This is a genomic window from Bacillus sp. URHA0034, from assembly GCF_056280405.1.
In genome coordinates this window covers 263,473-279,870 of the sequence record NZ_JBWCDK010000001.1, presented here as the reverse complement: position 1 = coordinate 279,870, position 16,398 = coordinate 263,473, and the positions used below count along the sequence as shown (strand labels likewise).

Here is a 16,398-nt window from a genome sequence, read left to right as displayed (position 1 = left end):
TCAAAAAAAGTGAGTTCACGCTTACTCCCTCTAAGGATGAAGGCACTTTTTCTTTACGGAGATTTTGAGGTTGAAAATAGGCTATTTACGGAGATTTTGAGGTTTTAATAATTAAAGATAAGATACTTACTCATTTGTAGGTGTCCTATTTTAGTTCCTTTCTGCAAGTATACCGGTGTGGGGGTGTTATTAAACTCACTAACCTATAAAACAGAAAGGATGTTCTTACATGAAAGACATACAATTAGTCGACCGTAACACTGGTGAGATAATCAATACAGAGGGTAAACGTGTTTACATGGTGGCTGAAAAAAGTATTAACGCATACCAAAAGAAAAACGCTGCTAAGACTGATCTAAAACTATTCAACTCATTAAACGGTGAGAACTTCACTCATTCCGTATGTACGGCCATTAACACCCTATTTTCAAGTGACGTTTTTACTGATAGTGAGTGCGTACACGTTATGTATATAGGTAGTCATGTTAATTATGATGGTGTACTAGTTGCCGGTAATAATAAAGCTATGAGGAAGAAGAACCTTAAACATAAAGTCAATATTAAACGTGAGGCAGACTTTTACAGATTCTACAATAAACTAATCAACAATGGTATCTTAAATGAATCTGAGGGCCTATTATTATGGAATGAGAGTGTTTCCTTCAAAGGCCCGTCTAAGAACGCTACTCCATCCAGTAAGCTGGTTCGTATTTATGATAAAACAATTCAAGAATTATATGAGTCAAACACAGCAAAATCATTAGTTCCAGTATTCAGGTTATTACCTTACATCAATAAGACCTCTAATACACTATGTAGAAATGTTGAGGAAATGGATTACAAAAAATCTCAACCGTTATCACCTGAGGAAGTAGCGAAAATATTAGGATATTCGAAAACCAATATTTCTAATACAGTCCTTAGGAAATTATGTGTCGGTAATGAGTACATTTTTTTTGTCGGTAAAGTAGGTAATGAGTATCAAATTAAAATCAATCCTAGTTTAATATGGATGTCAAACAATGCACCGGATAATTCTTTAGTTGGTATATTCTCTTTAGCTAAGGCAAGGCTAATGGAATCAAAGAGAATGAGGAGTATTTAAGAGTTTCTTAGTGAGGGATTTTATCACTTGCCCTCACATACATATAGGACGGAAAAATTTGTTTAATGGCCATTTAAAGCGATTGTAACCATACCACTATCACACCCGTCTAGGACATTAAAATTGTGACCGTTAAATAAAAAAACGTTTAAGTTAATGTCAGTTAATTTTGTTATATATTTTACCCTTAAACTAATAAAACATGAAAAAACCTACTAGCATTGGCCAGTAGGTTTGATTGTCTGTCCTTATAGTTTTTTATTACTCTTGGATTTCCTTGTTGGTATTCCACGTTCACGTAGATACTTTAATAGGGTATTACTAACAATCTTTGTTTTCTCTCTGATTGATTCATATGATTCACCTTCTATATACATCTCTATTGCGATCTCTAGTCTTTGGTAAAAATCATTTTTCTTAAGTTCAGTTTTTGTTGGTTGTTCATTTTTTATTTCACGTGGATTGTCAAAACACCAATATACGTACTCTTTATACTCTTCTAATGACATTCCGTTTCTTTCAGCGACCTCAGTCATAATTTTGTAGAAGTGTTCTAGTGTAAAATTAAACTGGTTATGCTTAAACTTAGCCCATTCAAAAATATTATTATCAACTTTAGAATTATTTAGATCAGCCCTTAAAGCAATCATATTCCCATATGTAGTTCCACCGTGGCCGATATTTAAAGGTATAACATGATCTAGGTGTAGGTTTTCTGTATCCCCTGTTAAACAACAGCCTCCAGCTAATAGCTGATCACCTTGTTCTGTAGTTAAATCATAAGGTAATCTCCTAATCTTTGCCCTTCTTTTTCTAGTTATCTGAACTTGATATTCTGAGTTTTCCCTTGCCCATTTCCGACTATGTTCTCTGTATCGTTCAGGATCTTTTTGACGATATTCCCTTTGTTTATTTCTAATATGTTCCCAATTTTTATAATATCTTTCTTTTACTAAGTTGTTTATACGTTCTTTATTTTCTTCTCGATATTGTCGATTATATTCTTTATAATGTTCCTCGTTTTCTTCACGGAACCTTTTTCCTTTTTCAATACTACATAGAATGCAATGACTGTCTTTGTTAGCAATGAAACCTTTTCTTTCCCGGAATTCATTAACTGATTTTATTTCCTTGCACATAGTACAGTCTAAATAGATATTTCCTCGATCGTCGGATAACTTTCGTCTACCTCTCTCTGTTACTTCTTTAACGGTCAAGCTTATTTCACCTAATAGGACAACCTCACCTAACCACTTTTCGTATTTATAGTATTTCTTACGTCTACAATCATAGCATTTACTTTCTTTACCATAGAAACCTTTTGATGAGTTTATATAACTTTCTAAGGGTTTTGGTTGTCCGCAATCGCTGCAATCTAAGAAAACCTCATCAAATTCATTTATATATGCTTTACGCTTACCCGTTTTAGCCTTATCAATAACTTTCAATTCCATAAAAGCCACCCCTTACCTTCTTCCAAATACACTTTTAAGTGGAGAATAAGAATTATGCTGTCTTTTAACGTCTGAATCCGTCATTTGAATATATTTTCTTACCATACTCATATCAGAATGACCTAATATTTTTTGTAATGAAAACGGATCGCCACCATTCATTATATAAAATAAAGCCCCTGTATGTCTGAAGGTATGTGGAGAAACCCTTTTTGTTGAGATACCTGCCATTTCACCTAATTCAGTTAATCGCCTTCTCCATGTATTACTTAGAATATCTCTTCCATCATAAGTTACAAATAGAAACTCACTTCCGAAATCCTCCGATTCCCTCAAGTATTCCTCAAGTAATTTTATTGTTTTAGTTGATATTGGAACACTTCTAGTTCGTTTTGTCTTTGTTTCATGCGGTTCTAATTTAATGTAGCCACTCTTTAAATCAACATTAGCCCTTTTCATATTAAGTAATTCAGATATTCTTACCATAGTGTCTAATAAAACATAAATCATAACCTTATCCCTAAATCCAACATATCGTGAATCGTCAATTTGATTTAATAAAGCTTTTACTTCTGACGGTGTAAATGCTTGAATTTCATCCTCAGGTGTTTTAATAGGCTTAAATTTTTCATGGATAGGAATTTCAATCCAGTTTTCTTGATAGCAGTAACGTAAAAAGGCCCGGTTTGTTCTAATACGCACATTGACGGTGGTTGGTTTTAGCCCCTGATCGTGTAACATATAACCAATATAATCTCTGAATAATTCAACTGTTATTTCTTCGTTTGGAACATCTCCACCTAAATAATCATTTAGATAGTGATAGTGTTCGTAATAGCCTTGAATAGTCGGTTTGGCTAAACCTTCTGTTTGTTTGTAATTCATAAACCGTTCAAACATTTCAAACAGAGTCATCTTTTTTTCAGTATTTTTTAAACGGTTAATATTTTGAGTAGTTCTAACACCCTTTCGCAGAGTTTTTCTAACAACAGATTGCATAAAAAAATCCACCCTTCTTATAGAAATTGGTGGAATTGACACACTAGTACAAACTAAATCAGTCTCACTAGTACTATGTAATTTTCAGAAAAAATACTGGTGACTTTTAACTTACAAATCACGGTTCAAATCACTGTCAAATCGCATTCAAAAAACAGCTTAAACCGTTGATAATACTGAAAAACGTTGGCGGGACTGCGTGGGAATCGAACCCACCAGACCTGGCACGCAGGTCTCAAGCAGTTTTGAAGACTGTGGAGGACACCAGTACCCCCTTAAGCCCCTCCAAAAAAGCATTAAATCAGTGTTTTTATCAAGATCAATACAGTATATCACTTATTAATTATCAAGTTTTTCCCTTAAGTTAATTTTATTTAGGCTTAAATTGAATCCTTGAATTTTTCTTTATCTGTTTTTATATTAATAACAGAATTGGATTTCTTTGCAGTATAATATCATATATATATCCCTTTAAAATTAATCCTCTTATCAGTGTTTATGTTGTTTGTAAGGTTACGATAGTTTAACAGTGGTTAACAGATAAGCATATTTAAATAACAGTCATTTTAATAAGTGGACATAAAATTCCTAGAATTATTTTTAGATAATTCGGACTAATGTTCTTAGTTCTTTTTCCTCTTTTTAACAATTTATTATCCGCTTATAATCAAAAGTAATTAATGACCCCCTTTATAAATATATTACTTCGGACTCTCATCTGGGAGTCTACTTTTTTGTTTATTTATCATATTACTTTATCCTTTCCTTTCAAATGTTATTGATATATTATATAGCCCATAAATTGACAGTATTAATTGTCCGCAGTTCGACGGAATTACTGTACAACCGTATCTCTGAAAAAAGGGAGAATCATGATAATTCTCCCTCAATAACCCGTTTAACCATGTGATCATCTATTATTCAAAATCCGTTCTGTGAGCCATAAAGAACAATGAGTATATAACTTATTTTATGAGCATTGCAGCTACTCCAGAAAACCGGTGAATTTCATCTAATGCACCATCAAAAAAAACTGCTGTCCACTCCTGCATATTTTAGTTTCTTTGCTACATACTCTCCCAGTTGATAACGGTGTCATAATATCCCAATTTGAACTGTATATCAATTCCTTGCCGTATTGCTGCGAATGATTGAAGACGTAGGAGATCCCAGAGTTTTACTTTGTCCAACAAGGATAAATGCCATTGGACTTTGGGCATCCATTTTGAAGTTAAGCAAGCTTACCTCCTCAAGCATCTCCTTATCTAATAGATGAGCTTCGTTCTACTACAACCTCTGGCTGAATACCACGGATTTCTCTCATCAACTCTATCTCCCGATGTAGTTGCCGTTTTGCATCACATCTATAAAACTTTGCCTCTGAGCCTAATTGTTCAAGCAATCCTTTATAAAAGTCTCGAGGGGTTAATTTTGAATCAGACAAGTTTCCCTTATCAAGTCGATCTACAAATCTACGAATAGTGGTTGTTTTACCAGTGCCACCATCACTGGTTAAAACGGCAAACAGCTGTCTTTCTGCCACATACTTAAGCCTCCCAAGAATTTCTTGCATCATAGGTGAGCCATATAATTTATATGTAGGGCCATCCCTAGAAAAAGGCGTTTTTTCCATCCCATATGCTGCTTCAAACATTTCCTCAATCATCCTTCCCAATGGCACGGAAGGTGACTGCTGGTGTCAGTTCAATTTCCCGTTCTTGGTGTTTCTTTTCCGCAGCTTTTAATAGTCTAGATGAATTAGCTTATTGTGCTTGAAGATGGGATGGTAATGCTGGATAAAGTCGATAAGATACTAAAAATAATTATCTAATATTTGAAGACATGGGTTTCGAAGTTATTTAGATGAGGACCAAATTGAAACAAAAATGCTATTACATTTTCTTATTCTTCTCAGGTTACTTTGGGTTCATTGAAGAAGCTGAGCAAAACTGATTGCTCTACATTGTCTACAAATATAAAAATATACATTTTAAAATAATTATATAACATGTAATGACTTATATAATCAATTATAATCCAATATTAACATATATGTTAATATATATTATTTATTTTGTTGGTGAGAAAAAAGTTCGTGTTGGATAATTAATAAGTCCTTTTTCAACGGTCTATTGTTGTTTTAAAAAACAAAAATCCCCAATAGTTAACGGTTTACTTATTGTAACTTTTGATTTATAAAGCTGACCTAATGAATTGGATTATTTTTTTACTAATTAAAATGAAGCTGACCCAAAAGGTCGTTGAATAACGACTCTTTTGGGTCAGTTTTTTATTCTCTTTTCAGTTTTTTTGGGATAATTTGAAAATTCGGATGGTGTGAGAGGGAATTTCCCCTCTATTTTTTTGCTATTTTCAATTGTTTTTTGGAAGTGGATTGCCACTTCATTAAATTATGTGCAACACAAATAAGACCCCAATCCGTCGTATTTTTGGATAGGCCTCTTAACGCAAACCTCTTGAACTCCTGATTGTGTTTAATTTGTCCAAACACCAGCTCTACTTCGATTTTTCTTTTCCGGTATTTTCGTTCTCCTTCTTCAGTCGACAAACGCTCCCGTACTTCCTTTCTTTGTTTTTGGTTTTCAACCGAAACCTGGACGGTCTTTGTATCTTTATTTTTGGCACAGGAAGTTTGGAACGGGCAGTTAAAGCACTCCGTACATCGATACGTTCGTTTGACGGAATCGTACCCATTGTCTGATTTTTTTCGACTTTCATATTGGAAGATAAGGCGTTTGCCATTTGAACAAATCCACTCATCAAGCTCTTCATCATAGGTCATATTTTCGACACGTCCGATTTGTTGTCTCCATGCCTTTGTTTGTTCTTTATCGAACGTGTTATATTTGATCAATGCCTCAATTTCTGCTTTTTCACAATGGGTATAATTTTCTTCACTTCCATAACCGGAATCAGCAATAACGGACTTTGGTTTTGGACGATTATACTTCTCCAATAGATCTAAATGGGGAATCAGGCAGCCAGGATCTCCAGCACGTTGATGAAGGCTGAATCCAATGATGAATTGATTTTCCGTTCCAATTTGTACATTATAGCCTGGTTTAAGCTGGCCATTCTTCATATGGTCCTCTTTCATTCTCATAAAGGTTGCATCATTATCCGTCTTGGAATAGCTGTTGCGTTCTCCGAACGTTGCCTTTTGTTCCTCGTATTTTGTTTTCGAGGCAGAAGATCCTTTTCTAACTGACGCTTCGCTTTCTTTAATGGTTTGTTCTTAGGATCCCGTTCCAGTCTTTCCTCCAATTTTTTCACGGTATCAGCGATTTTCTCGGAAGTAATCGGTGATTCTTCTAATTTTTCCTCCAAGTCTAGATTCTGTTCTGCTTCTTCGTCTTCTTTCATGACTTGTTCGATGCCTAATACAATTTGTTGAAATTTCTCATCGAGTTTCTTATCATATTTTTCAGTAGATTTACGCCACAAAAAAGGTATACTTATTTGCATTCGCCTCAATCTTGGTACCGTCCAGGAAATAATCCTCCAGTTTCACTAAACCTTCTTCATGAAGGAGGTCAACGACGGAAAAGAAGGTTTCATAAATAACCTCTTTCATCCGTTCAGAACGGAAACGGTTAATGGTACGGAAATCTGGTTGTTGCTCACCCGAAAGCCACATAAAGATTATGTTCTCCTTCAGTTGCTTTGCGATTTATCTAGAAGAGTAAATACGAATGGAATATGCATAAAGAATAACTTTTAACATCATTTGAGGATGGTAGGGAGGTCGACCTCCACCCGGATACATGGATGAGAAAATAGTAGGATTGATTTTGTCGACCGCAAGGTCGATTAAACGTGCGAGATGATGTTGGGGTATCAAAACTTGAATGTCCATTGGAAGAGTTAATTGGTTCGTGTTATACTGTTTGTACATAAGAAAATCTTTCCTTTCTGATAATTTGTTGTGGTGACTAAATTATATCAAAAGGAACGATTTTCTTATTTTTTTATGCTCAAAAAGAGGATGCCCCCAAAAGTTATACTTTTGGGACACCCTCTCTAAAAAACTCGTCAATTCTTTCATCAAAAAAAATCATTAACTAATGATACATTTCACCGATATCGATTCAAAAGTAACCTCCTGTTAGAAAAAAGGCTTATAAAGAAAAAGATAAGGAGGTTTAAAAGTTATAAGTCTAACATGACCAATTAGACCAATCTGTTCTTTTGGGGCAAACTGAGAAAAATAAATCATGATTGGTAATCTACGAACTTCGTCAAAATTATTAATTTATAGAATTCTTGGGTTCTGTCCAACCAGTCATTTACTAGAGAATTGAAAAGTTGGGGTTGTATCGTTTCCTATCAATAAAAAAGATTTCCAATACTGTCTCATTATCACATTCATCTGAATCATTATGTTCACTTAGACATGACTTAAACAATATTTCCCCAAAATCTCCCTTTCAACATTTGGAACAACACGGATTGTGGCAACTGCTCCCAGCCAAGAGGTGAAATTTGAGGGATGCTTGCTTTCACAAACATGTCCTAGGTATCTTTTATTGAATACCTAAAACAATGACATTGGTATGTCAACACTAAACTAGACAACTTTTTTAAGGTGTTCCTTTTTATATTCAATAGGGGTTAAATATCCAAGAGTTCCGTGGATTCTGATGTGATTAAACCAATGAACATAATCGTCTAATTCTAATTTTAACTGTTCCAGATTTTCAAAATGCATTCCTTTTATAAACTCTGTCTTAATAATCTTGAATGTAGCTTCAGCTACCGCATTATCATACGGGCAGCCCTTCATGCTTAAGGACCGTTTAATTTTAAATGTGTCTAGGGCCTCATCAATTATCTTGTTCTTAAATTCATTCCCTCGATCTGTATGAAACAATTGAATTTTACTCAAATTGGCTTTAATAGTTGTTAGAGCTCGATAGACTAATCCGGCATCTTTATTAGGACCAGCACTATGACCGACAATTTCCCGATTGTAAAGATCAACAAATAAACATATGTAATTCCAACAATCACCGACTCTGACATATGTTAAATCACTTACTACAACTGTTAATTCCTTTTGTTGATTAAATTTTCTTTTCAGTACATTTTCTACTTTTGATTCATTACACTTATCTACATGCGGTTTAAACTGGGCAACTGTATATTTAGATACAAGCCCATTCTCTTTCATAATTCTGCTGATTCGTCGCCTAGAAGCGATTATACCAAGCTTTTTTAATTCATGTTTAATTTTACGAGTACCATAGTTCTGGCGGATTTTATGGAATATTTCTATAATGGCAGCCGTAAGTTCCTCGTCTACTTTTGATAGCTCTTTTTCCTCGTAATAATAGGTACTTCTTGAAAGTTGCAGGACGTCGCACATTGCTGATATCGAGTATTTGTGCCGATTATTTTTAATCACATTTACTTTCGTCCTAGTATCAGCGCAGCTTGCTTTAAAATATCGTTCTCCATCAATAGGCGTTGGTTTTCTTTTCTAAGTTTAATTAACTCTGTTTCTTCAGATGATCGATTGTCCTTCTCTTTAAATGAACCAGATGATTGGTTTTGTTTCACCCATTTGTCTAATGCCGAAGGCGTTAAATCGTATTCACTAATAAGATCTTTTCTAGGTTTGCCATTTTCATATAGCTTGACCATTTGAGCCTTAAATTCAGAAGTATAGGTTCTTCTAGCTCTCGTCATAACGGTACCTCCATAACTGAATGAGATGTAGTAGACTACCAATATAGTGGGTAAATACCGCAACTTGACAAGGAGCCTCTGCGGGCATGCTTTCCCAGCCAGGAAGCCAGATTGTCATGAACATCTGGCTTGCCAACCAGGCTAGCATACCCGCTTCTCCTAGTAAAGTTGCTTGTATGGATTTCTTATGCTTGATTAGCAGTTTATCCAGATTTGGTGGTTAGTCTACTTGACCTTAATTTTATTGTCCAGTTAAGTGTAGCCGATTCAGACATTCACTCAATTTGCGGATAAAGTGACGACTGCACAATTGTCATATAGATCGATTTCCGTTTCGAAAGGAACAACCTGTTAAGCGTTTTTTTTATTGACATTCGGTGATATGAACTTGTGATACATCCTCGGATACTGTTGTCAATCCAGCTGCTGTATCTACGCATTGTTTGTAATCGCCTCAAGAATTTTTAGTGCTATTAATAGCGTTAATTTATATTTTTGATATGACAATTTTATTTCGTCGTCTTTTCTAGAATGGCTTTCTTCATATATTTCTCATAATCTTCTATAGTGATGAGATCAAGATCGCCCTTAATGGTCATACAGCACGCTAAGGCATAGCGGTACTCTAATTCTTGATCAGAAAGTGCCTCATGTGATCGAACCAACTTCTGTTCGTATTCTCCACTCAATACTTTCACCTTGCACATACCACATCCTCCTCGGCGGCATCCAGTTGGAAATGGAATAAATTCATTTCGAGCTGCTTGAAGAGGTGATTGGTCTGGAGATGAGTTAAATTCAAATTGTTGCCCCCTAGACATAAGATTAACTTTGTACATTGGTCTCCCTCCTTCTACTAATCAATCCATTAAATTATTCGAAACAACAAATTAAGTTAGCGCTTTCATAAAAGACTCAGACAATTCTCTTGCATGATAGAAAATTCCGGTTCCAATTTTAGATGCATCCCATGTAATTGTTGGTATGTCTGCATAGGTCATATATCCGTTGGCAAAGGCTTCATTACGATTTCCAGAAGGATCAAAGAAATAGATTGTTTCCCCTCTTGAAATACCGTGCCGAGTGGGAGTTACATCAAATGGAACATTATACATAGACAATAAATCTGCGGCTTTAAAGACATCCTGAATGGAATCAACATGGAAAGCTGCATGGTGAAGCTTAGAATTAGGGCCTTTAACAAATGCGATATCGTGTGCAGTATTAGTTGTAAATAAGAAGCTTCCTAATAACTCCTCTTCACCTTCAGTAACAACTCTTTCGCTTTGTCTAAAGTTAAGGGCTTCAACAAAAAATCTAGTAACAGTTTTTAAATCTTCACCCGTTAATAAAATATGATCTAAACGATGTGGTGCAATCCCCTTCCAGCCTAATGGCCAAGGATGTGGATTCCTAAATCCGACTGCTGTTCCTAGGAAACCAATTTCATGATATAATTCGCAATGGTGTCCAGTTGGTAAAATAAAATGAACTGCTTCTCCTTCTGCCAATCTACTATTCTTTGAAGTTCTTGACGTTGTACAACCAAACTGTTCTACTTTCTTTTCGTAATAGGCTAAATCATCTAATGACTCAACCTTAAATGCTACATGAGCCATTCCTGGAGAATATGATTTTGTTAAAATCACGCTATGATGGTCAAATTCATCCCATGCTTTTAAATAGACACTGTCACCCATTCGACCGGTTTCTTCTAGCCCGATAATATTTGTGTAGTAGTCTACTGATTTTTCTAAATCTAATACATTTAATTCAACTCTACCAATACGCAAAACTTTTGCCATTTTTATCCTCCTACTAAAATAAATGTAAATTGGAGTTAAATCCAATCGTTTCAATTGCCATGACCATGAATCTGGGACTTATCCTTACCTTTGAATTAATGATTATTTCTTTACATATACTCTCATATTGTTCTTCAAATCCCTATGCCACCAATATTATTCATAAGATTATGGCTAACAAGTAAATCCACATCCAACTATTTTGAGGGAAAACCCCATCCACCTCATTTTACTCGTTCTACCAATTGCATTAATTCATGATTTGGTCCTTGAAAAAGGATTATGCACCCTCCTTCAAGAGTTGGCTTCACATCATCTGAAGTAAATACGATATCTTTTTCTTTTAAATATTCAATGGTTTCAGCAATGTTTTCTACTGTAAAAGCTAGATGATTGACAATTCCAGTTTGACTGTACTCGATATTAGCCGTTAGTTCTTGAATTAACTCAATTTCCATATCTTGCTGTGATTCGAGATATAAAAAGGCTATTTTCCGACCTGATTTGCTGCCCCGAAGGCGAACTTTAAAACCAAAGATCTCCGAATAAAAACTAATAGATTGATTAATATCTTAACCATTATGGCCACATGCTCCATTTTGCTAATCATTTGGTCCCCTCATTTTCTTGACAAATTTTGAGAAAGCCGCGGGAGGTCATTAGCCTCCCTGTTTCCTCTTATTGCTGAATATAGTGTAAATTGTCTTTTAGTGCTTTAACCCATTGCACCGATTTTTCGTAGCAATCACCAATTTGAAGTACCCTTTGATCGGAGAACGGTTTACCAATTAGCTGAAGTCCGACAGGGAGGTTTTCAGATGTGAAACCACATGGAACGGATAAGGCCGGAAAGCCTAGAATATTCGCTAATGGGTTTTGCCAAGGGTAAACATATTGCTGATGGCCATGGAAGGAACCATCGTGCCGATTTCAAACGGCGGCTGGACATTGGTTGGTCCGACTAATGCGTCAATTCCTTGTTCCTTCATTTGCTTAATCGTTTCTCTGACAAATTGGTCTCTCCTGCGCTGGGCACGGAGGTAGGCAGTTGCGGAAACCTCACTGCCAAATTCAAAGCGATATTTCAAATCATCGCCGTATAAATGTCCGTATTTTTTCAATAACGTCTCATGAACAGAGACAACCTCTGATTGGGCGATTGCTTTTAAAGCGTCAAGAGCTTTGCCAATTCCCGGCAAGACAATTGGAATGATTTCTGCCCCAAGTGATTCTAATTGACTAAATGCCCGGTCAATCACTTGTTTCACATCAGTATCAATTCCGGCAAACATATATGGCTCATAGAAGCCCAACCTTACACCTTTTAGGTCTCTGAATGACTCTTCAAAAAAGACAGGATCATCTCTTTTTACAGATACACGATCTTTTGGATCATGCCCCTTCATTACTTCGAGCATGATGGCTGCATCCTCTACCGTCCTTGTCATTGGACCGACATGATCCAAAGACCAGCTGAAAGGAAAACAACCTGATCTGCTCACCAATCCATAGGTTGGTTTAAATCCGACCGTGCCGCAGAACGCCGCTGGAAGTCGAATGGAGCCTGCTGTATCGGAACCCACAGCACCAAAGGCCATTCCTGCTACAGTTGCTACGGCTGACCCGCCACTTGATCCGCCGGGAATTTTTTCATATTCCAAGGGTTCTTCGTACTTCCATATTGAGGATTTTCCGTTGTTGCACCCATGTCAAATTCATGCAAGTTTGATTTTCCATTTGATAATCGCACCGGCTTCTCTTAGCTTTTGAACTGCTGTGGCATCATCGACAGGGATCCAGTTATCAAAAATTTTCGAGCCGCCGGTTGTTTTCACACCCTTTGTTTGTAAAATATCCTTGACTGCTACTTTTAACGCTTTTTGAATGTAAGTAAACTTTCCGTAATTGACTCCAATAAAGTTTAAACGAGTTGATAATATTATTTTTGGCGTATAATATAAATAGAAAAAATCTAAGCCCTAGACTCTATTCATTTTGAGTTAAAACCAGTAATCAAAAGGAATTTTAACATAAAAATAAAAAGTCTCGAAAACTGCTTTTCGAGACTTTCAATTACTGTAAATCACTATTCGTCTTAATGTTTATTAAACGCCAAGGCTGAGAATAGATTAAACAACTAGTTAAATTGGTTCCAAGGAGTAGCAGTTTCTTCAACGGCTTTTTTAACTTTATTTAAATTCTCAATTCCCTTTGTTTCTAACCATTGATAAAACTTCTCGTTTCCTTCTTCTGCACATCTTTCCAGGTGGCTCTTCCGCAAAGTACACCACAAAACTTTGAATCTGCATTTTTGGCAAAATGTAATGTACCAATAAACTGTTCATTTGTTACGCCACCGCTTAAGTAGATAAATGGAACACGGCTTTTATCCGAACAGCTCTTGAAATAACTTGCTGCTTGTTCAGTACTGAAAATAGGATTGTAATTGTCATATTGGTCGTAGCCATTAATATTGAAGATAGAAACAGGTACTTCCACTTTCAACAGATCCACGCCATATTCTTCTTTTGAAAATTCGTCCATTAAAAATTCAATGATTTCTGGTTTTCTTTCAAGGAAGTCTTTTTTAGAAGCTTCGGTTGCATCGTAAGAAACTGGTTCTAAGATAAACAAAAGGTCGTTTTGTTTACACTCATCACCTACACGTTTAATAAATGCCTTTTTGATTTGATTAAATTCTTCTTCTTCTTTGATATCATAATAAACTAATAGTTTAAGAGCATGTGCCCCTTCATTTACCAAATCTTGAACCGCATAGAAGTCAACCAGGTTCGGCAATCTCCCTTTTTCACTCGCATCATAGCCTGTCTTTTCATACGCCATAATTAAACCAATATCTACATTTAATTTTTTAGCAGCATCCCATCCATATTCCGGATCCAGAAGAAAAGAGGAAGATTTGTTGCCCAACACTTCACTGATTCCTACTTTAAATTGGCTCAAACCTTCTTCGTATGAAAGACGGTCATTAAAGGATTGAATCATTTTTCCTAAAGTGATAGTCTTCAGCGTTGGTACGATTCACTATGAATGGATCAAGCGAATCAACATCGACAAATATATCTATCGCTGGATTTAATGTACATGTATAAATCATAAACAAAACCTCTTTCTACTCATGATGTTTCCTCTAGTTAGATTATTGCATAGATAACGTTGAAAGGGTTTTCTACTTTTGTAAAGGTTTTCGTTTCTTTTGATACATCTTTTTTCATTGGGTCCACGATTTCAATAGCTCTTAAGGAAGAATATAAATATACATATACATGTTAAAAAAAGATTTTCACACGAAAAATCAAGTGGTATTTTCTATAACCACTTGATCTTGATTAAGTTCTTTATTTACATAAACTCATTAATTACAACTTGTCGCTTTTGTAAAAATTCTTTTAATTGATCAAGAGTTGTGTTTCCTTCCATGGGTCCTTTTTTTGTAACAGCAATAGCCCCTGCAGCGTTTGCAAACATCACCGCTTCCCGAAAGCTTAATCCCTGACATAAGCATGAAACCAATGTCCCACCAAAACAGTCTCCTGCTCCAGTTGGATCTACTTCAACAACAGCTATTGGGGAAACTGAGAAAGAGAATTCCTGTCCATATGCATTGCAACCTTTACTACCTTTTTTCACTATCACATTCTCAATTCCTTTTTCAAACAGTTGTTTCACTGCACTTTCTTCATTCTCTGTCTCTGTAAAAAGTGTAAGTTCGTCACTTCCAGGGAGGAAAAGGTCGCAATGGTCAAGTACATACTCAAGAAACTGTCTCATCTCTAAGTCTTTTAAAATTTCTTTTCGGATATTTGGATCAAATGAAATTTTTGTGCCTGTCCTTCCACAAATTTCAATTGCCTTTTGTACAGCAGACCGGATGCTAGAATTAAAAAGAGAGCTCCCCATTATGTGAAAATACTTGCAATCTTGGAAATCCTCTTCTTTTATTTGTTCTGGACCTATTAAGCTAGAAGCCGAATTTTTGATATGATAAATAAAATCTCGATCCCCGTCATGTCGGTAGGTAACAAATGCAACCCCGGTTGTGAGTTCATCCGTTGTAGTTATGAATCCAACATCTACTCCATCAGATTTTAATTTCTCAAAGTTTAGGTGGCCAAACGCGTCGTTCCCAATTGTGGAAATAATCCCCACTTCACTTCCTGCTTTTGCAGCCTGGTTGATGAAAATAGCAGGGGCTCCACTGGCAAATGGACCTACAAATTCCCCCGTTTTATCAAAAGGTTGACCCACATCTTTTGCCATTACTTCTACTAGAATTTCACCAATTGTCAAAATCTCGGCCAACAGAATCCCTCCTATTTGCCCAAAATACGTTGTTTATTTCTTACATCTAAATAGACCGCTACAATAATAATGAGTCCCTTTACAATTTGCTGATAAAAATATGGAAGGCCGATTAAATTCATGCCATTATTTATAACACCCATAATAAGCGCCCCAATAAATGTTCCAAAAACAGTATCATACCCACCAGATAAACTAGTTCCTCCAAGGACTGCTGCTGCAATCGCATCAAGTTCATACCCTCCAGCTGCGTTCGGTTGAGAGGAGTAAAGCCTTGAAGTTAGTAACCTGAGATTATGAAAATTTTAATCTGTAATGATTTTGTATTAATTCCAACATATTCAGCTGCAGTTCTATTTCCGCCAGCCATTTTTGCTCGTCTACCAAATTTCGTTTTTGAAAGTATGATATGGAAAATGACTAATAAAAGGGCTACTATTATAACCGGCACCGGAATGACATCAAACAATTTTTTATTTCCAAGAAACAAAATAAATGAATCATCGATTTGGATAGGTTTAGCGTCTGTAGTCGCATAACCAATGCCTCTGAAAATCCCCATTGTCGCTATTGTTACAATAAATGTTGGGATTCGGAAACGGGCACTTACAAAACCGTTTGCAAATCCAGCCAATGCCCCAGTTAAGATAACCACTAGAATAGAAAGAGGACCACTTAACCCAAGCGAAAGCATGAGTCCTAAAACAAGGCCACAAAGAGCGGCAATCGATCCCACTGATAAATCGATTTCTCCAATCATTAATACAAAAGTCATACCAAAAGCCATAATCGCTATAATGGAAACTTGAGAGAAAATCGTTAATATGTTATTGATATTTAAAAAATGAGCACTTTGGATTGAAAAAAAGATAATCAGTGCAATTAATGCAAGTAAAACTCCACCATAACTTTTCGCAATTTTATTATCCTGAATTTTATTAAGACTAGGGAAAACTCCACTATAATTTTTACCCATTTTGTTTTCCGGAATTGTTTTAATCCC

At 35.8% G+C, this 16,398-nt stretch carries 15 protein-coding genes, 1 tRNA gene and 4 pseudogenes; 1 reads left to right on the top strand and 19 read right to left on the bottom strand.

The window, feature by feature from the left end:
* Positions 1-229 precede the first annotated feature (229 nt).
* The gene (locus ACZ9EE_RS01475; RefSeq protein ID WP_476024895.1) at positions 230-1,105 is read left to right on the top strand and encodes a hypothetical protein; all 876 of its coding nucleotides are present in this window, start codon (positions 230-232) and stop codon (positions 1,103-1,105) included.
* A gap of 248 nt (positions 1,106-1,353) precedes the next feature.
* Here the strand turns inward: ACZ9EE_RS01475 and ACZ9EE_RS01470 are convergent, their stop codons facing one another.
* The 19 genes and pseudogenes from ACZ9EE_RS01470 to ACZ9EE_RS01380 all read right to left on the bottom strand — a co-directional run bounded on the left by ACZ9EE_RS01470 (position 1,354) and on the right by ACZ9EE_RS01380 (position 16,371).
* Positions 1,354-2,559, bottom strand: a complete 1,206-nt coding sequence (locus ACZ9EE_RS01470; protein ID WP_476024894.1) for a hypothetical protein — start codon at positions 2,557-2,559, stop codon at positions 1,354-1,356.
* Between the two features lie 12 nt (positions 2,560-2,571).
* Positions 2,572-3,558 carry a tyrosine-type recombinase/integrase gene (locus tag ACZ9EE_RS01465; protein WP_476024893.1) on the bottom strand — a complete coding sequence of 329 codons (987 nt, stop codon included), beginning with the start codon at positions 3,556-3,558 and terminating at the stop codon, positions 2,572-2,574.
* A 187-nt stretch (positions 3,559-3,745) separates the two neighbouring features.
* Positions 3,746-3,842 (bottom strand) — tRNA-Sec (locus tag ACZ9EE_RS01460).
* Between the two features lie 977 nt (positions 3,843-4,819).
* Positions 4,820-5,239, bottom strand: a complete 420-nt coding sequence (locus ACZ9EE_RS01455; protein WP_476024892.1) for an AAA family ATPase — start codon at positions 5,237-5,239, stop codon at positions 4,820-4,822.
* Positions 5,217-5,354: pseudogene (locus ACZ9EE_RS01450) on the bottom strand (transposase); the annotation flags it as partial. The gene ACZ9EE_RS01455 and the pseudogene ACZ9EE_RS01450, both read right to left, overlap by 23 nt.
* A gap of 560 nt (positions 5,355-5,914) precedes the next feature.
* Positions 5,915-7,474, bottom strand: a pseudogene (locus ACZ9EE_RS01445) (IS1182 family transposase).
* A 672-nt stretch (positions 7,475-8,146) separates the two neighbouring features.
* A protein-coding gene (locus ACZ9EE_RS01440; RefSeq protein ID WP_476024891.1) for an IS3 family transposase occupies positions 8,147-9,267 on the bottom strand; the annotation gives its coding sequence in 2 pieces (ribosomal slippage) (positions 8,147-9,021 and positions 9,021-9,267; 1,122 coding nt in all).
* Between the two features lie 509 nt (positions 9,268-9,776).
* Entirely contained in the window at positions 9,777-10,088 is a 312-nt protein-coding gene (locus tag ACZ9EE_RS01435) for a 2Fe-2S iron-sulfur cluster-binding protein (RefSeq protein WP_476025053.1), read from the bottom strand.
* A 69-nt stretch (positions 10,089-10,157) separates the two neighbouring features.
* The gene (locus ACZ9EE_RS01430) at positions 10,158-11,072 is read right to left on the bottom strand and encodes a catechol 2,3-dioxygenase (RefSeq protein ID WP_476024890.1); all 915 of its coding nucleotides are present in this window, start codon (positions 11,070-11,072) and stop codon (positions 10,158-10,160) included.
* A gap of 224 nt (positions 11,073-11,296) precedes the next feature.
* Positions 11,297-11,611: a VOC family protein gene (locus ACZ9EE_RS01425; RefSeq protein ID WP_476025052.1), complete on the bottom strand. Its 315-nt coding sequence runs from the start codon at positions 11,609-11,611 to the stop codon at positions 11,297-11,299.
* Entirely contained in the window at positions 11,560-11,682 is a 123-nt protein-coding gene (locus ACZ9EE_RS01420; protein WP_476024889.1) for a hypothetical protein, read from the bottom strand. Before ACZ9EE_RS01420 ends, ACZ9EE_RS01425 begins: the two co-directional genes overlap by 52 nt.
* 68 nt (positions 11,683-11,750) lie before the next feature.
* Positions 11,751-11,933 carry an amidase family protein gene (locus tag ACZ9EE_RS01415; protein ID WP_476025051.1) on the bottom strand — a complete coding sequence of 61 codons (183 nt, stop codon included), beginning with the start codon at positions 11,931-11,933 and terminating at the stop codon, positions 11,751-11,753.
* Between the two features lie 5 nt (positions 11,934-11,938).
* Positions 11,939-12,780 (bottom strand): annotated as a pseudogene (locus ACZ9EE_RS01410) (amidase).
* A gap of 7 nt (positions 12,781-12,787) precedes the next feature.
* Complete coding sequence (locus tag ACZ9EE_RS01405) at positions 12,788-12,907, bottom strand: amidase family protein (protein WP_476024888.1); 120 nt, start codon at positions 12,905-12,907, stop codon at positions 12,788-12,790.
* A 382-nt stretch (positions 12,908-13,289) separates the two neighbouring features.
* Positions 13,290-14,078: a tagatose 1,6-diphosphate aldolase gene (locus ACZ9EE_RS01400; protein WP_476024887.1), complete on the bottom strand. Its 789-nt coding sequence runs from the start codon at positions 14,076-14,078 to the stop codon at positions 13,290-13,292.
* Positions 14,062-14,190: a hypothetical protein gene (locus ACZ9EE_RS01395; protein ID WP_476024886.1), complete on the bottom strand. Its 129-nt coding sequence runs from the start codon at positions 14,188-14,190 to the stop codon at positions 14,062-14,064. The genes ACZ9EE_RS01400 and ACZ9EE_RS01395 overlap by 17 nt, the downstream gene beginning before the upstream one ends.
* Positions 14,191-14,435: 245 nt before the next feature.
* Positions 14,436-15,395, bottom strand: a complete 960-nt coding sequence (locus tag ACZ9EE_RS01390) for a sugar kinase (RefSeq protein ID WP_476024885.1) — start codon at positions 15,393-15,395, stop codon at positions 14,436-14,438.
* Positions 15,396-15,406: 11 nt separating this feature from the next.
* A pseudogene (locus ACZ9EE_RS01385) lies at positions 15,407-15,655 on the bottom strand (ABC transporter permease); the annotation flags it as partial.
* A 20-nt stretch (positions 15,656-15,675) separates the two neighbouring features.
* Positions 15,676-16,371: an ABC transporter permease gene (locus tag ACZ9EE_RS01380; RefSeq protein ID WP_476024884.1), complete on the bottom strand. Its 696-nt coding sequence runs from the start codon at positions 16,369-16,371 to the stop codon at positions 15,676-15,678.
* Between the last annotated feature and the right edge of the window lie 27 nt (positions 16,372-16,398).

Excerpts from the sequence above, each read along its gene's own strand:
- ACZ9EE_RS01475 (WP_476024895.1), top strand. The coding sequence starts at position 230 with ATGAAAGACATACAATTAGTCGACCGTAACACTGGTGAGATAATCAAT.
- ACZ9EE_RS01470 (WP_476024894.1), bottom strand. The coding sequence starts at position 2,559 with ATGGAATTGAAAGTTATTGATAAGGCTAAAACGGGTAAGCGTAAAGCA.
- ACZ9EE_RS01465 (WP_476024893.1), bottom strand. The coding sequence starts at position 3,558 with ATGCAATCTGTTGTTAGAAAAACTCTGCGAAAGGGTGTTAGAACTACT.
- ACZ9EE_RS01435 (WP_476025053.1), bottom strand. The coding sequence starts at position 10,088 with ATGTCTAGGGGGCAACAATTTGAATTTAACTCATCTCCAGACCAATCA.
- ACZ9EE_RS01430 (WP_476024890.1), bottom strand. The coding sequence starts at position 11,072 with ATGGCAAAAGTTTTGCGTATTGGTAGAGTTGAATTAAATGTATTAGAT.
- ACZ9EE_RS01420 (WP_476024889.1), bottom strand. The coding sequence starts at position 11,682 with ATGATTAGCAAAATGGAGCATGTGGCCATAATGGTTAAGATATTAATC.
- ACZ9EE_RS01400 (WP_476024887.1), bottom strand. The coding sequence starts at position 14,078 with ATGATTCAATCCTTTAATGACCGTCTTTCATACGAAGAAGGTTTGAGC.
- ACZ9EE_RS01395 (WP_476024886.1), bottom strand. The coding sequence starts at position 14,190 with ATGATTTATACATGTACATTAAATCCAGCGATAGATATATTTGTCGAT.
- ACZ9EE_RS01380 (WP_476024884.1), bottom strand. The coding sequence starts at position 16,371 with ATGGGTAAAAATTATAGTGGAGTTTTCCCTAGTCTTAATAAAATTCAG.